The sequence below is a fragment of the Pseudomonas sp. TE3910 genome (genome assembly GCF_056279025.1).
Genome location: NZ_JBWBQN010000001.1, coordinates 2,632,685 through 2,647,315 on the forward strand (window position 1 = coordinate 2,632,685; position 14,631 = coordinate 2,647,315).

Sequence of the window (14,631 nt, forward strand, 5' to 3'; positions counted from 1 at the left end):
CGACGAAATCGCCGACTACGTCAGCACTGACTGAGCAAGTATTGGGAGCGCCCCAGAGTGTTGCGGGGTTTTCCCACCCAGCGCGAGGTAACGCGTTGCGGGGTGTAACAGGTCGGCGCGGGTGTGCGCCTCATGATCTGCTTAGCGGGTCTGCTTCTGGCAGTCCCTCTACAGCGGACTTTGGATTGTTCTGATTCGAACTGCTCAAGTCAAGTGATCTTCGCGGTTAATTCACCATAAGCCACTCTTGAGCAAGCAGAAAAACGTTTGCCTGAGCATCTGAAGCATCAGGCAACGAGCGTGCGGGGCAGACGAAGCTGCCCCGGAAGGAGAAACTCAGGAACTCAGCGAGATGAGCGAATCAGTTCGTCAAACTCGGACAACAGTCGACGCAGCTGCGTACTTTCCTGCACCCGATCCACATAAACCATCTCGGCCATCTCGAGAATACCGGAGGCGTTAGGCAGCGGTAGGTCGTTCTCAAGAATAATCTTCATACGCTGGAGGAAGATCCACTGCAGCCACTGCTCAAAAGACAGCGTATCGACCGCAAAGGGTTCAACACTGGCCAGCGCCTCGGCACTCGGCGCCCTCTCCTCCCACCATCCAAGCAAGCGCAGCTCCTGCTCGATCAGCAACAGATGGTCGGCGATTGACGGAACCCGCTTGTCCATTACGAGCTCACCCGCGCTTTCTGACGGGCCAGCGCAGCGCCAGCGGCGTCACCTTGCTTCTCCCGTGACTGGGCGATGATGTCCCACAGCCCGGCCTGCAAATCGGGTCGACCATTGGCATAGGTCAGCGCCCGTCGAGCCAGTTGCTCGGATTGGGCAGCATCCCCTTGGGCCAGGCGCACCTGGGCCAAACGGTAGAGCACTTGCGGCTCACGCGGTGCAATGCGCTGGGCACGCTCCAAGCTGGACGAGGCACCGTTGTAATCACCACTGCCTTGTTGTTGCTGCGCAGTGGTCAGCAACGCCAGCACCGGACCATCCAGTTGTTCATCCGCGGACAAGCCACCCGCATTGCCGCGAGGGATGCCTGTTGGCGCACTTGGCATGCTGTAGCCGCCAGAGCTGATTGATGCGGTCGTCATCGGCTCCGATGTCACCGGGCCTGGCGTAATCGGCCCCGGTGTAATTGGTGCTGCGCTGGTCGACGCCGGGAACGTCTGGATCGGCGCCGCACCAGCCCCCTGCGGCACCATGACGGTTACTGCATCGTTCTGAGGTATTGCTTGAGCCTGACGCGCACCGCTGGCGGCAGCGTTATAGCCACCGCGGCTGGCCGTTACTCGCTCACTGTTAGAAACACGCGTGCCTGACTCGACAACAGGGATCGAACCACGTTGCACGCTGGCACAGCCATTGAGTAGCGCCAGTGCCGTCAAGGCAGGAAACCACCACTTATTCACTTCACACCCTCTTCGCTAGTGCTCAATTCATCCAACCCTTGACCCAGTCCATTACTGATTCGGCTGGCGCGGATTCACCACCACAGGCAGGACCGGGGGGCGGTTCGCTGCCGCGAATATACGGCATCTGGACCGCGCCCGGGCAGCTTGCGTCCGACCCTTGCCCGGAATGGGCATCAACCCAGGCCAGCACCACATTGTCTGGCTGCGGCATATCCAGAGGGAGCGGGTCGGCTTTGCGCATGAAACTGGTCCAAACCTGCAATGCGCCGGTGGCCCCCGTGAACGGCGTCTTGCCATTGTCGTCACGACCCAACCAGACGACTGCCAGCAGGTCCTGACTGAAACCTGCGAACCAACTGTCTCGCGAGTCGTTACTGGTACCGGTCTTGCCGGCCAAGGTCAGAGAGCTTGGCAAGACACTGTAAACCGAACGTCCGGTGCCTTCACGCATGACCCGCTGCATGGCGTTCTGCACCAGATAGATGGAGCCTGGATCAAAACGCTGCTGGATCTGGAACGGGTAGCGCTTGAGCGGCTCACCCTCAGCCGTCAGTACGCTGCGAATGCCGCGCATCGGCGTATTGAAACCACCATTGGCCAGGGTCTGGTACATGGTAGCCACCTGCATCGGCGACATGCCGCCCGCCCCCAGCAACATCGACGGAAACGCCGGCCAATCGACTTCGACACCCAAACGGCCAATGGTTTTCAACACATTGGGCACACCCACTTCCAGACCAAGTTTGGCCGTGGAAAGGTTGTAAGAGTTCGCCAGCCCTTGGTAGAGGTAGATGGTGCCATGGGATCGCCGATCGTAGTTCTGCGGCTTCCATACCTGGCCGTCGGCCCCTTTGACCGAAAAGGGCTCATCCTGGACCCAGCTCGTGAGCGTGTACTGGCTGGGTTTTTCCAACGCGGTCAGGTAGACGGCCGGCTTGACCAGAGAGCCAATCGGTCGAACAGCATCCACAGCACGGTTGAAACCGGCAAAACCGGGCTGGCGACTGCCTATCAGCGCCTGGACCTCACCGGTTTCCGGATTGGTCACCACCATGGCTGCCTCGACTTCATCCGCCCCCTTGCGCCCGGCAAGGCGCTTGAAGGTGTCAGTGACCGATGCCTCCGCCTTCATCTGCAGAATCGGATCGAAGCTGGTAAAGATCCGCAGGCCTTCTTCGGTCAAGTCTTCGTCACGATAGTCCTGACGCAGTTGGCGCTTGACCAGGTCAAGGAAGCCCGGGAAGGAACTGTCGGCCAGGCTGCCACGCTTGGTAACGCCCAACGGCATTTTCTTCGCAGCCTCGACGGCCTCCGGGGTTGCAACGCCCTGCTCGGCCAGCAAGTCGAGCACCAGGTTACGCCGCACCGTTGCCCGCTCGGGGTAGCGCCGCGGGTTGTAGTAGGAAGGCCCCTTGACCATGCCCACCAACAACGCGACCTGATGCAGCTTGAGCTCTGACAACGGCTGACTGAAGAAAAACTGGCTGGCAAGACCAAAGCCATGCACCGCGCGCTGACCATCCTGGCCAATGAACACCTCGTTGAGGTAGGCCTCGAGGATCTCGCGCTTGTCGTAATGCAGCTCAAGCAACATCGCCATCAGGGCTTCCGTCAGCTTGCGACTGAGGCTGCGCTCATTGGTCAGGTAGAAGTTCTTGACCAACTGCTGGGTCAGGGTACTGCCACCCTGACGCATGGCACCGGATGAGGTGTTGACCCAGATGGCCCGTGCAATCGACTTGGGCGAAACACCAAAGTGCGAATAGAAGTCGCGGTCTTCCACGGCAACCAGGGTTTCAAGCAGGTACGGGGGCACCTGATCGAGCTTTATCAGGATGCGGTCTTCAAGGTTCTTCGGATACAACCCGCCGATCAGCAGCGGCTCCAGGCGAACCACGGCCAGTTTCGAGCCATTGGCTCCACTCAACCCGGCAACGTAATCGCCCGAGAAACGTACTTGAACCGCCTGGGCCTGCTCCAGACCTTCATAGAACTGGAAGCCACGGGTATTGATATCGACGGTATTACCACTGACAGCAGCGGCACCAGGCCCATTGGCAACGCTCTCGCGCCGATAGCCCAAGGCATCAAGCTCGATAAGGAAGTCGTCCTTGCTGAGTTTCTGGCCGACGAACAGCTCCAGCGGCCGGGCATATACCTTGGCCGGGATCGTCCAGCGCTTGCCAGAGAATTTCTCCTGGACTACCGCATCGAAATAAATCGCAAAGCCCGCGAGCACGACGAGACCGACAAGGCTGAGCTTCAAAGCCCAGCCCAGCAGGGCGCGCGCACGGCCAGAGGGACGTTTTTTGGGGGTACGGGAAGATTGGGTACGAGTCATGGCCGCGGATTATACGCACTTTATTGTTCGTCGACAGGCGCCCTCCGGCGGTTTGCACGGGGGCCGCTTGTCGCCATAATGGGCGCTTAGACTCTTCACGACTCCAAAGGATCGCCCGTGAGCCAAGCCTTGATTGCAGCCCTGCAAAACCCAGCCCTGTACCCTCATCCGGTGAGCGGTTTCCAGGTTATTGAGACACACATTTCCTGGGTTCTGCTCACTGGCGAATTCGCCTACAAAATCAAGAAGCCGATGAACTTCGGCTTCCTCGACTTCACCGAACTGACCCAGCGCAAGCACTTTTGCAATGAAGAGCTGCGTTTGAACCAGCGTCTGACCCAGGGGCTGTACCTTGACGTACTGCCAATTACCGGCAGCGCCGAAGCCCCACAATTGGGCGGCACAGGCGAGCCGATCGAGTACGCCCTGAAGATGCGTCAGTTCCCGCAGAGCCAGATGCTTAACACGCTGCAGGCCAATGGCGAACTGACGGCAGAGCATATCGACCAGATGGCCCACCAGATTGCGCAGTTCCACCTGAGCGCACCGCGCGTGGCCGTGGATCACCCGCTGGGCAGCCCGGAAAGCGTGATGGCCCCGGTTGAGCAGAACTTTGAGCAGATACGCCCCTTCCTGAGCGAAAAGGCTGACCTGCAACAACTCGATGCCTTGCAAGCCTGGGCACACAGCAGCTTCAAGCGCCTTGAAGGCTTGCTTGAAGCCCGAAAAGCCCAAGGCTTCATCCGTGAGTGCCACGGTGACATCCACCTGGGTAACGCCACCCTGATCGACGGCAAGGTGGTGATCTTCGACTGCATCGAATTCAACGAGCCGTTCCGCCTGACCGATGTCTATGCCGACGCCGCGTTCCTGGCGATGGACCTGGAAGACCGTGGCCTCAAGTCGCTGTCCCGCCGTTTCATCAGCCAGTACCTGGAACTGACCGGCGACTATGAAGGCCTTGAGCTGTTGAACTTCTACAAGGCCTACCGTGCACTGGTGCGTGCCAAGGTTGCCCTGTTCAGCATGCCGGCCAATGCCGACGGCGTGCAGCGTGCCACAACCCTGCGCCAGTACCGCAACTACGCAACCCTGGCAGAGAGCTACAGCGCTATTCCTTCGCGCTTCCTGGCGATTACCCACGGTGTGTCGGCCGTTGGCAAAAGCCATGTCGCCATGCGTTTGGTCGAGGCACTTGGCGCTATCCGCCTGCGCTCGGATGTAGAGCGCAAGCGCCTGTTCGGCGAGCAAACGCCCGAAAATGCAGGCAACTTGCAAGCTGGCATCTACAACCAGGACTCCAGCCAGGCGACCTACGCACGCCTGCATACACTGGCAGGCATTGTCCTGCGTGCAGGCTTTCCGGCTGTCATCGATGCCACCTACCTCAAGCACGCACAACGTCAAACCGCCGCGGGCATTGCGGGTGAAACGGGCGTACCGTTCCTGATACTCGACTGCAATGCACCTGATGCGGTCATCGCAAGCTGGCTCAAGCAGCGTCAGGCCGACCAGAATGACCCGTCCGACGCCACGCTTGAGGTGATAGCCGCACAGAAGGCCAATCGCGACCCATTGAGCGCCGAAGAACTGCTGCACAGCAAGCGCGTAGAAACCAACGAAAGCGGCAGTCTCGACGAGCTGGTCAAGCAGATTCGGCAAAAACTGCCTGGCTTGTAAGCAACACCCGGACGTGAAGCAGTCGACACTTCTCGGCAGTGGGTTCGCGCCTCTCAAGTGATGGCACTATAGTGTCATCACAATCACATAAGGAGGCCTACCATGAACCAGCCCCGGCAAATCGACTCTGCGCTGTATGCCTTGGTGCGTAACGAAGAGGTAGCGGCTTTCAATCAGGAAAGGCCGAAAGACGCCAGCATCGATTTTAGTCATGGCGACTTTCGCGGTCTGGACCTGCGCGAATTGGACACCACTGGCATAGATTTCACTGGTGCCTACTTCCGGGCGGCCGACCTGCGTGGCCTGGATCTGCGAAACTGCTCCATGGAAGGCGCCAGCCTGGCCCATGCCCAGATTTCCGGCGTGTACTTCTCACCAGACCTGAGTGCTGACGAAATTCTCATGTCAGTTAATTTCGGAACGCGTCTGCGCTACCGCACACGTTAACAGACTGCAACCCTAGGGCCCGCCGACTCACACTTGACGGGCCATAGGGCGCCCCCGCCCCCCATAAGCGCCAAAATGCCGCTTATTTTCCAACTGCCGCTACACTCCCCTTGGTATGCCTGCGATTCCCCTCGACCCGTTCAGCCGTCGCAAGGAGGCTTGATGAACGACGAACTCCAGCATCTGAAGAATCTTGGCAAGACTTCTGCGCAGTGGTTGCATGCAGTCGGCATTCACAGCGCCTCTGACTTGCGTCGCATGGGCGCGGTCAATGCGTATCAAGCCGTGCGTACTCGTGGCTTCAGGGCATCGAAGGTACTGCTCTATGCCATCGAAGGCGCCTTGCTCGACATGCACTGGAATGACATTCCAGTCGAGCGTAAGGAAGCCCTGAACCAGCAACTCGACGCAAGAGCGCCGCGGAAAAACAACTGAGAGCCGATACAGTAGTTGACATGCAAATGATAATTGTTATTATTGGAGCCACTGGCCGCAAGGCTGGTTGGATAAGCTGAAAAGCCTCGGTTCGGGCTCTCAAATTATCTCCTCATCAGGCTAATCACGGTTATTGACCCGGCACATTTTGCCGGGTCTTTTTTTGCCTGCTCACTCAGTGTTTCTTGCGCAAACTCGCGCAGTAGTCCTGAGCCGGCAACGCTGCGGTAAACCAGACATAATCCGCCATGCCCGGCTCAACCACCTCGCCTACCTGGGCCAGCATCAGCACCTGCGGTGCGTCTTGCACGCCAAGGTCAGCCACGTGCTGCGGCACACCGATATCTTTGCGCACGTGATAGCCGCCCGCGAACAACAGGCTTGGTGTCGGCGCCGCAAGCAAGCGCTCGGCTATTCGTCGGTCACGCTGCTGCTGCACCGCAAGCATCGCTGGCAATTGCGAGTCTGGCAGCAAGCCACAATGGGAGTCGCGTACCTGCTCAAGTAGCGCCTGACGAACAGCCGTTGATGTCGAACGGTTTCCAGACAACACCGGCGGCTGTCGATAGATCCGTCCCACTTCATCATCGTCAAGATTGGCGGCCAGCAGTGCATACGGTTGTCTCAGGGCCTCCTCTACGATCGGCCCATACAGGGTCCAATCCCAACCCTTTTGCCAGCGCAAAGCCCCGGGTACATCAGCAGGTAATGATGCTTGCTGGCGCACTACCTCGACCCGCGCCTGCTGCACAGGCTGAAGCATCTCCAGTAGCAGGCTACCTTGGGGGCGGTATTGGCCGAGAGCCTTTAACAACCACAACTGCAGCGCATGATGGTCAGGATTATCGTGTTGCTCTCCCACCAGCACACGGGACGCACCCGCCAAGCGAGCGACCAGTTGCTCAGGGCTGAGTACTCGACCACTGGCCAGCTCACGTATCTGCCCCAGCTCAGCATGCCCCAGCCCCTCAGGGCTCTGCCAAGCCGGCAATGGCGGCAGCGCTACGCGGGTCTGGCAGCCTGACAGGCACAGAAGCAGTGCGAGTACGGCATAACACAGCAGTCGGGGCATCAGCAGTTCTCCTCTCGAGCCAGCATCAGCAGGCGACTGCTGGCCAGCGGCGTCGGCTTTCCTACGGTCAATCTGCACGGTATAAGACGTGCCTCGGGGTTGAACGCTCGTGTCAGTCGAGCCAAGCCCATCATTTTGAGTAAGCCATGCGCATGCACTTCCTTTGCCCGTCCTCCGACCTTCGTGAAGGCCACAGTCGCGGCTTTAGCCTCGACAACACCCACCTGCTCGCCGTTCGCCGGCAGGGTAAGGTCTACCTCTATCGCAACCGCTGCCCCCATCGAGGCATTCCATTGAACTGGCAGGCTGACACGTTTCTCGACAGCAGTGCCCAATTGATCGCCTGCGTGCATCACGGCGCACAGTTTCTGATCGAGTCAGGCGAGTGCGTGGCAGGCCCTTGCGAAGGCGACGCCCTGGAAGCCCTCAACTGCCACGAAGACACCGGGGGCATCTGGCTCACGGATTGATCAGTACCGGCAAGCGACGATCGACTTCAATCTGCTCACCCTCCAGACGCACTCCGTACGCCAGCACTTCCACACCATCCGCAACGGCCTCACGCAGTGCTGCCGCATAAGCAGGGTCGATTTCCTCGGCCGGACGAACCGCATCAACACCACTGAGGTTCACGCAATATAGCTGTACGGCGCGCACACCTTGACGAGCCAATGCGGCGAGCTCACGCAAGTGCTTGGTGCCCCGTTGAGTCACCGAGTCGGGAAACGCCGCAGTAGTCGAATCAGAAAAACCCAATGTCACGCTTTTGACTTCGACATAAGCCGGGCCGTCAGGAAACTCCAGGCGAAAATCCACTCGACTGTTTTCTTCACCGTAAGGCACTTCGCGCCTGAGCGCGCTAAACCCGGCAAGCTCCTTGATCCGCCCGGCATGCAGCGCTTCTTCGACCAGTGCATTGGCGCGCCCCGTATTCACGCACGCCAGCCGCCCCTGAGGCGTTTCGCTGATTTCCCACGTGCCAGGGAGCTTGCGCTTGGGGTCGTTGGAGCGGCTGAACCAGACCTTGCCACCCTCGATCATGCAATTGAGCATTGAGCCGGTGTTGGGGCAGTGGATCGTCAGTTGCTCACCACTGGCCAGTTCTATATCTGCCAAGAAGCGTTTGTAGCGACGCAGCAAGCGCGCTTCCTCAAGTGCCGGTGAAAAGCGCATCAGCCTTGCCAACTCCGCAGGCCACGCTCAATTCGCTCTACAGCCTCCTGCAAGCGCGGCATGCTCTGGGTGTAGGCAAAACGCACATGGTGCCCGGCCTGATAGCGCCCGAAATCCAGCCCCGGGGTAAACGCGACATGCTCGGTTTCCAGGAAATGACGGCAGAAAGCGAACGCATCGCCGCCAAACGTGCTGATATCGGCATAGAGATAGAAAGCACCCTGAGGCTCGACTGCGATACCAAACCCCAGCTCACGCAGGGCTGGAAGAAGAAAATCACGTCGCCGACCAAATTCCTCGCGACGCTCTTCCAAAATAGCTAGCGTTGCCGGCTCAAAACACGCCAATGCAGCATGCTGAGCCATACTCGGCGCACTGATGTACAGGTTCTGGGCGAGCTTTTCCAGATCAGCCACGGCTGCGGGAGGTGCGACCAGCCACCCCAGACGCCATCCGGTCATGCCGAAATATTTTGAGAAACTATTCAGGACGAAGGCCTGGTCTTCAACTTCAAGCACGCTCGGCGCGTCCATGCCGTAGGTCAGGCCATGGTAAATTTCGTCTACCACCAGATGCCCGTGACGCTCCCGAACTGCCTGCGCGAGGCTGGCCAGTTGCTCACGGTCGAGCACCGTACCTGTTGGGTTTGCCGGTGAAGCAACCAATGCACCAACGCTGTCCTGGTCCCAGTAACGCTCTACCAGATCAGCGTTCAACTGGTAGTTGACCTCAGGGCCGACCGGCACCAACTGTGCAGCCCCTTCTACCAGGCGCAGGAAATGCCGATTGCATGGATAACCCGGATCGGCCAGCAACCAGTGCTTACCAGGGTCGACCAGCAAGCTGCTGGCCAGAAGCAGCGCGCCAGAGCCTCCCGGGGTAATCAGGATACGCTGAGGATCAATGCTCAACCCGTAGCGCGTGGCATAGAAACCCGCGATCGCCTCGCGCAATGCCGGGAGGCCACGCGCGGCGGTGTAACGGGTTTCCCCATTGGCGAGCGCCGCTTGCCCCGCCTTGATGATCGGCGCCGCCGTGGTGAAGTCCGGCTCGCCGATTTCCAGATGAATGACGTCATGGCCTGCAGCTTGCAGTTCGTTGGCTCGCGCCAGCAAAGCCATCACATGAAAGGGTTCGATGGCGCGACTACGCGCACTGTAGGGCTGAGCCATTAGCCTTCTCTCAAATGGGGTGTAAACTAAAGATTCTACCCAAGAGCCGGAACTAGCGGGTGGTAAAACCTGCAATCACGGGGAGTAGCATCCCCTGATTCTATCTGGTAAGTTCGGCGGCTCGCAGTCGCAGGGCCGGCGGGCGCCGGAGATGGAGCAGCCTGCGCAATGGATTAGAAGAGTGAGAGGCGGTCAATTCATGCCCACCAACGAAAAGCAACAAAGTAGTCAACTTGTTCGCGGCTTCGAACCCTATAGAGAAACCCAGGGCGAGGAGTACATGGGCAAGCCCATGCGTGCTCACTTCACCGAGCTGCTGAATAAATGGAAGCAGGAGCTCATGGTCAGCGTCGATCAGACCGTGGACCACATGAAAGACGAAGCGGCCAACTTCCCTGACCCGGCCGATCGCGCCAGTCAGGAAGAGGAGTTCGCCCTGGAGCTGCGCAATCGCGACCGCGAGCGCAAGTTGATCAAAAAGATCGACAAGACGCTGCAGCTGATCCAGGACGAAGAATACGGCTGGTGCGAGAACTGCGGCATCGAGATCGGCGTACGCCGCCTGGAAGCCCGCCCTACCGCCGACCTGTGCATCGACTGCAAGACACTGGCGGAAATCAAGGAAAAGCAGGTCGGCAAAGCCTGACCTGAAAAAATGGGGCGCTTATAGCGCCCCATTTCAATTATGGTTGTACGACTTTTCCTGATTACCCGCGCGTTACCATGAACAACCCCAGCTATGTCGGGCGCTTCGCCCCCACCCCCAGCGGTTTTCTTCATTTCGGCTCACTGGTAGCCGCCCTGGCCTCCTACCTGGATGCCCGTGCGGTTGGCGGTCGTTGGCTGCTGCGCATGGAAGACATCGACCCTCCCCGTGAAGCGCCTGGCGCACAGGCAGCTATCCTGCGCACCCTGGAATCATATGGTCTGGAGTGGGATGGCGAGGTGGTTTATCAAAGCCAGCGCCATGATGCCTACGCCGAAACGATCCAACGCCTGTTTCAGCAAGGCCTGGCCTATGCCTGTACCTGCTCGCGCAAACAGCTGGAGCCTTATCATGGAATCTACCCAGGCCTGTGCCGGAACCTTGGCCATGATCAGCACGATGCGGCCATCCGTGTACGCGTGCCAGAGCTTGCCTATCACTTCATTGATCGCGTGCAAGGCCGTTTTGAGCAACACCTGGGCCGCGAGTCAGGCGACTTCATTATCCGCCGTCGAGATGGGCTGTATGCCTATCAACTGGCCGTGGTGCTAGACGACGCCTGGCAGGGCGTTACCGACATTGTGCGAGGCGCCGACCTGCTCGACTCAACACCACGCCAACTGTATCTTCAGGAGTTACTGGGGTTACGCCAGCCGCGCTACCTGCATGTACCGCTGATTGTGCAACCCGATGGTCATAAGCTGGGCAAATCCTATCGCTCCGCCCCGCTGCCCACAGACCAGGCCACCCCGCTGCTGCTACGTGCCCTGCGTGCCCTGGGGCAACCGACCGATCCGGCTCAGGCGTACGCCACCCCGCAAGAGGTGCTGACACATGCTTGCCGGCACTGGAACGTCGACGCAATCCCCAAAAGCATGACCCTGGCCGAGGCAACGCTGCGCTGAAGCCTTGCCGAACGCAAGAAAGCCCAATAGATTCAATTCCTTGGGGCAGAATGCGAAGTCCATTTGCAGCCTTGTCGCCATCCGCTACCATCGCCACCGCCGATTTGCGCCAATAATAACTTCAGGCACGCAGCGGTTTAACCAGTGAGGCCCACATGTACATCTATCGTTTGGTCCTGCTTCTGGTCGTGGGGATCTATTTGTTCTCCCCTGCCATCATGGACTGGTGGATCGAACCGACCGGGGCCTGGTATCGCCCGTACCTGCTCTGGCTGATCCTGATCGTCGTGACCTTTATCCTGCAGAGCCAACGTGATGCCGATGAGCTTTAGCCTGACCCAGATGATCCTGATCAGCGCCACCTACCTGCTGGTGCTGTTCGGCGTGGCCTGGATCAGCGAACGCGGCATGATCCCACGCGCGATCATCCGTCACCCGCTGACCTACACCTTGTCACTGGGTGTTTATGCCAGTGCCTGGGCGTTCTATGGCACGGTCGGGCTTGCCTATCAGTATGGGTACGGTTTCCTCGCCTGCTACCTGGGGGTTTCCGGGGCCTTTCTATTGGCGCCCGTGCTGCTTTACCCGATCCTCAAGATCACCCGCACCTACCAGCTGTCATCCCTGGCCGACCTGATTGCCTTTCGCTTTCGCAGCACCTGGGCCGGCGCGCTGACCACCGTTTTCATGCTGATTGGCGTACTGCCTCTATTGGCGCTGCAAATTCAGGCGGTGGCCGACTCAATCGGCATTCTCAGCGGCGAACCGGTTAAAAACCGGGTGGCACTGGCCTTCTGCGCAATGATCACACTGTTCACCATTTTCTTTGGCTCGCGGCATATCGCGACCCGTGAGAAGCATGAGGGACTGGTGTTCGCCATTGCCTTCGAATCGGTGATCAAACTACTGGCGATAGGGGGGATTGGCCTCTACGCGCTTTACGGCGTGTTCGGCGGCCCCCACCAACTGGAAGTCTGGTTGCTGCAAAACCAGACAGCCCTCGCTGCATTGCACACGCCACTACAGGAAGGCCCTTGGAGAACCCTGCTGCTGGTGTTTTTCGCCTCGGCAATCGTCATGCCGCACATGTACCACATGGCCTTTACCGAAAACCTCAATCCGCGCTCACTGGTCAGCGCCAGTTGGGGCTTACCGCTGTTTCTGCTGCTGATGAGCCTGGCGGTTCCCCTGATCCTCTGGGCGGGCCTGAAACTGGGCGCCAGCACCAGCCCGGAATACTTCACCCTGGGCCTGGGCATTGCCGCGAACAACAAGCTATTGGCACTGCTGGCGTACATCGGCGGGCTCTCAGCCGCCAGTGGCCTGATCATCGTGACCACCCTGGCGCTGTCCGGCATGGCCCTGAACCATCTGGTACTGCCGCTGTACCAGCCACCGGCCGAAGGTAATATCTACCGCTGGCTGAAATGGACCCGACGGGCACTGATCGTCGCCATCATCAGCGCAGGTTTCGGCTTCTATCTGTTGTTGGGCGCTCAGCAGGACCTGGCCAATCTGGGTATCGTCGCCTTTGTCGCAACACTGCAGTTCCTGCCCGGCGTGCTCTCGGTACTCTACTGGCCAACCGCAAACCGACGAGGCTTCATCGCCGGGTTGCTGGCGGGGATCAGCGTCTGGCTGGTAACCATGCTGCTGCCACTGGTTGGCAATCTGCAGGGCTTTTACATCCCGCTGCTGAACATGATCTATGTGCTCGACGACACCAGTTGGCACATGGCAGCCATCGCTTCACTGGCAGCCAACGTCCTGTTGTTCACGCTGATTTCGCTGTTCACCAATGCCAGCCCGGAAGAGGTTGGCGCCGCAGAGGCCTGTGCGGTGGACAACGTTCGCCGGCCGCAGCGTCGCGAATTGCATGCGGCCTCGCCGCAGGAGTTTGCCACCCAACTGGCCAAGCCCCTGGGCGCCAAGGCCGCACAGAAAGAAGTTGAACAGGCACTGCGCGATCTCTACCTGCCTTTTGATGAGCGCCGGCCTTATGCGCTACGCAGGCTGCGTGACCGAATAGAGGCAAACCTGTCTGGCTTGATGGGGCCTAGCGTAGCTCAGGACATGGTCGAGACCTTCCTGCCCTACAAGTCCGGCAGCGAGAACTACGTTACCGAAGACATCCACTTCATCGAGAGTCGCCTGGAAGACTACCACTCGCGGCTGACCGGCCTTGCCGCTGAACTCGACGCCCTGCGCCGCTACCATCGCCAAACCCTGCAGGAACTGCCGATGGGCGTCTGCTCGCTGGCCAAGGATCAGGAAATTCTGATGTGGAACCGGGCCATGGAAGAGTTGACTGGCATTGCCGCCAAGCACGTGGTGGGCTCCCGCCTGACAACCATCAGCGAACCTTGGCGCGGCCTTCTACTCGGTTTCATCAATGTTCCTGATGAACACCTGCACAAACAACGGTTGGCGCTGGATGGCCAGCCGCGCTGGTTGAACCTGCACAAGGCAGCCATCGACGAACCACTGGCACCGGGTAACAGTGGCTTGGTACTGCTTGTTGAAGACTTGACCGAAACTCAAGCGCTTGAAGACAAGCTGGTGCACTCCGAACGTTTGGCGAGCATCGGCCGCCTGGCCGCCGGGGTGGCCCATGAGATCGGCAACCCGATTACCGGCATCGCCTGCCTGGCGCAAAACCTGCGGGAAGAGCGCGAGGAAGACAGCGAAATCACCGAGCTGAGCAGCCAGATCATTGAACAGACCAAGCGTATTTCACGCATCGTTCAGTCACTGATGAGCTTCGCCCACGCCGGCGGTAGCCAACAGAACAATGAAGAACCCGTATGCCTGGCAGAAGTGGCACAGGATGCAATCGGCTTGCTGGCCTTGAACCGGCGCAATTTTGAAGTACAGTTTTTCAATCTGTGCGACCCGGAGCACTGGGTAGACGGCGACCCCCAGCGGCTCGCCCAGGTATTGATCAATTTACTGTCCAATGCACGCGACGCCTCGCCACCCGGCGCAGCCGTGCGGGTCAGAAGCGAAGCGAATGAACACACCGTCGACCTGATTGTCGAGGATGAAGGGAGCGGAATCCCAAAGAACATCATGGACCGATTGTTCGAACCGTTCTTCACCACCAAGGACCCGGGTGAAGGGACAGGACTAGGGCTCGCTCTGGTCTATTCCATCGTGGAAGAGCATTATGGACAAATCACCATCGACAGCCCGGCCGATATCGAAAGCCAGCGTGGCACCCGGATCCGAGTGACCCTACCGCGCCATGTCGTAGCGACGTCCGCTGTGAACTGAGACCGTCGAG

General features: G+C 59.3%; 14 protein-coding genes. 8 read left to right on the plus strand and 6 right to left on the minus strand.

Going from position 1 to position 14,631, the window contains the following annotated elements; genetic code table 11:
• Positions 1 to 344: 344 nt before the first annotated feature.
• The 3 genes from ACZ9H3_RS11995 to mrcB are packed head-to-tail and all read right to left on the minus strand — an operon-like array spanning position 345 to position 3,758.
• Entirely contained in the window at positions 345 to 674 is a 330-nt protein-coding gene (locus tag ACZ9H3_RS11995; RefSeq protein ID WP_102053646.1) for a YqcC family protein, read from the minus strand.
• Positions 674 to 1,414, minus strand: a complete 741-nt coding sequence (locus ACZ9H3_RS12000) for a tetratricopeptide repeat protein (RefSeq protein ID WP_065758294.1) — start codon at positions 1,412 to 1,414, stop codon at positions 674 to 676. Before ACZ9H3_RS12000 ends, ACZ9H3_RS11995 begins: the two co-directional genes overlap by 1 nt.
• A 22-nt stretch (positions 1,415 to 1,436) precedes the next feature.
• Entirely contained in the window at positions 1,437 to 3,758 is a 2,322-nt protein-coding gene (mrcB, locus tag ACZ9H3_RS12005; RefSeq protein WP_065758293.1) for a penicillin-binding protein 1B, read from the minus strand.
• A 117-nt stretch (positions 3,759 to 3,875) separates the two neighbouring features.
• Between mrcB and ACZ9H3_RS12010 the strand changes: the two genes are divergently transcribed.
• The 3 genes from ACZ9H3_RS12010 (at position 3,876) to ACZ9H3_RS12020 (ending at position 6,320) form a co-directional block, all read left to right on the plus strand.
• Complete coding sequence (locus ACZ9H3_RS12010; RefSeq protein ID WP_476220899.1) at positions 3,876 to 5,438, plus strand: bifunctional aminoglycoside phosphotransferase/ATP-binding protein; 1,563 nt, start codon at positions 3,876 to 3,878, stop codon at positions 5,436 to 5,438.
• Positions 5,439 to 5,540: 102 nt separating this feature from the next.
• Positions 5,541 to 5,885: a pentapeptide repeat-containing protein gene (locus ACZ9H3_RS12015; protein ID WP_065758291.1), complete on the plus strand. Its 345-nt coding sequence runs from the start codon at positions 5,541 to 5,543 to the stop codon at positions 5,883 to 5,885.
• A gap of 162 nt (positions 5,886 to 6,047) precedes the next feature.
• Entirely contained in the window at positions 6,048 to 6,320 is a 273-nt protein-coding gene (locus ACZ9H3_RS12020) for a TfoX/Sxy family protein (protein WP_065758290.1), read from the plus strand.
• A 175-nt stretch (positions 6,321 to 6,495) separates the two neighbouring features.
• Here ACZ9H3_RS12020 and ACZ9H3_RS12025 read toward each other — a convergent pair whose 3' ends face one another.
• Positions 6,496 to 7,392 (minus strand): ChaN family lipoprotein, encoded by an 897-nt coding sequence (locus tag ACZ9H3_RS12025; RefSeq protein ID WP_065758289.1) that lies wholly within the window; start codon positions 7,390 to 7,392, stop codon positions 6,496 to 6,498.
• Between the two features lie 152 nt (positions 7,393 to 7,544).
• On the opposite strand from ACZ9H3_RS12025, the gene ACZ9H3_RS12030 reads away from it, so the two are divergent.
• The gene (locus ACZ9H3_RS12030; RefSeq protein WP_065758301.1) at positions 7,545 to 7,862 is read left to right on the plus strand and encodes a Rieske (2Fe-2S) protein; all 318 of its coding nucleotides are present in this window, start codon (positions 7,545 to 7,547) and stop codon (positions 7,860 to 7,862) included.
• Here the strand turns inward: ACZ9H3_RS12030 and sfsA are convergent.
• Together sfsA and ACZ9H3_RS12040 are read right to left on the minus strand one after the other, a co-directional pair.
• Positions 7,852 to 8,565 carry a DNA/RNA nuclease SfsA gene (sfsA, locus tag ACZ9H3_RS12035; protein ID WP_099775805.1) on the minus strand — a complete coding sequence of 238 codons (714 nt, stop codon included), beginning with the start codon at positions 8,563 to 8,565 and terminating at the stop codon, positions 7,852 to 7,854. The two genes, ACZ9H3_RS12030 and sfsA, sit on opposite strands and share 11 nt — an antisense overlap.
• Positions 8,565 to 9,737 (minus strand): pyridoxal phosphate-dependent aminotransferase, encoded by a 1,173-nt coding sequence (locus ACZ9H3_RS12040; protein WP_065758287.1) that lies wholly within the window; start codon positions 9,735 to 9,737, stop codon positions 8,565 to 8,567. Before ACZ9H3_RS12040 ends, sfsA begins: the two co-directional genes overlap by 1 nt.
• Before the next feature lie 199 nt (positions 9,738 to 9,936).
• Between ACZ9H3_RS12040 and dksA the strand changes: the two genes are divergently transcribed.
• The 4 genes from dksA to ACZ9H3_RS12060 all read left to right on the plus strand — a co-directional run bounded on the left by dksA (position 9,937) and on the right by ACZ9H3_RS12060 (position 14,621).
• A complete protein-coding gene (dksA, locus tag ACZ9H3_RS12045; protein WP_065758286.1) occupies positions 9,937 to 10,383 on the plus strand; it encodes an RNA polymerase-binding protein DksA in 447 nt (148 codons plus the stop codon).
• 77 nt (positions 10,384 to 10,460) lie between these two features.
• Positions 10,461 to 11,348, plus strand: coding sequence for a tRNA glutamyl-Q(34) synthetase GluQRS (gene gluQRS, locus ACZ9H3_RS12050; protein ID WP_330522746.1), 888 nt, complete (start codon positions 10,461 to 10,463; stop codon positions 11,346 to 11,348).
• A gap of 155 nt (positions 11,349 to 11,503) precedes the next feature.
• The gene (locus ACZ9H3_RS12055; RefSeq protein ID WP_003250005.1) at positions 11,504 to 11,680 is read left to right on the plus strand and encodes a hypothetical protein; all 177 of its coding nucleotides are present in this window, start codon (positions 11,504 to 11,506) and stop codon (positions 11,678 to 11,680) included.
• Positions 11,664 to 14,621, plus strand: coding sequence for a sensor histidine kinase (locus ACZ9H3_RS12060; RefSeq protein ID WP_476220904.1), 2,958 nt, complete (start codon positions 11,664 to 11,666; stop codon positions 14,619 to 14,621). Before ACZ9H3_RS12055 ends, ACZ9H3_RS12060 begins: the two co-directional genes overlap by 17 nt.
• Positions 14,622 to 14,631 lie beyond the last annotated feature (10 nt).

Coding starts and splice junctions, on each gene's coding strand:
- ACZ9H3_RS11995 (WP_102053646.1), bottom strand. CDS start 674: ATGGACAAGCGGGTTCCGTCAATCGCCGACCATCTGTTGCTGATCGAG.
- mrcB (WP_065758293.1), bottom strand. CDS start 3,758: ATGACTCGTACCCAATCTTCCCGTACCCCCAAAAAACGTCCCTCTGGC.
- ACZ9H3_RS12015 (WP_065758291.1), top strand. CDS start 5,541: ATGAACCAGCCCCGGCAAATCGACTCTGCGCTGTATGCCTTGGTGCGT.
- ACZ9H3_RS12020 (WP_065758290.1), top strand. CDS start 6,048: ATGAACGACGAACTCCAGCATCTGAAGAATCTTGGCAAGACTTCTGCG.
- ACZ9H3_RS12025 (WP_065758289.1), bottom strand. CDS start 7,392: ATGCCCCGACTGCTGTGTTATGCCGTACTCGCACTGCTTCTGTGCCTG.
- ACZ9H3_RS12030 (WP_065758301.1), top strand. CDS start 7,545: ATGCACTTCCTTTGCCCGTCCTCCGACCTTCGTGAAGGCCACAGTCGC.
- sfsA (WP_099775805.1), bottom strand. CDS start 8,565: ATGCGCTTTTCACCGGCACTTGAGGAAGCGCGCTTGCTGCGTCGCTAC.
- ACZ9H3_RS12040 (WP_065758287.1), bottom strand. CDS start 9,737: ATGGCTCAGCCCTACAGTGCGCGTAGTCGCGCCATCGAACCCTTTCAT.
- dksA (WP_065758286.1), top strand. CDS start 9,937: ATGCCCACCAACGAAAAGCAACAAAGTAGTCAACTTGTTCGCGGCTTC.
- gluQRS (WP_330522746.1), top strand. CDS start 10,461: ATGAACAACCCCAGCTATGTCGGGCGCTTCGCCCCCACCCCCAGCGGT.
- ACZ9H3_RS12055 (WP_003250005.1), top strand. CDS start 11,504: ATGTACATCTATCGTTTGGTCCTGCTTCTGGTCGTGGGGATCTATTTG.
- ACZ9H3_RS12060 (WP_476220904.1), top strand. CDS start 11,664: ATGCCGATGAGCTTTAGCCTGACCCAGATGATCCTGATCAGCGCCACC.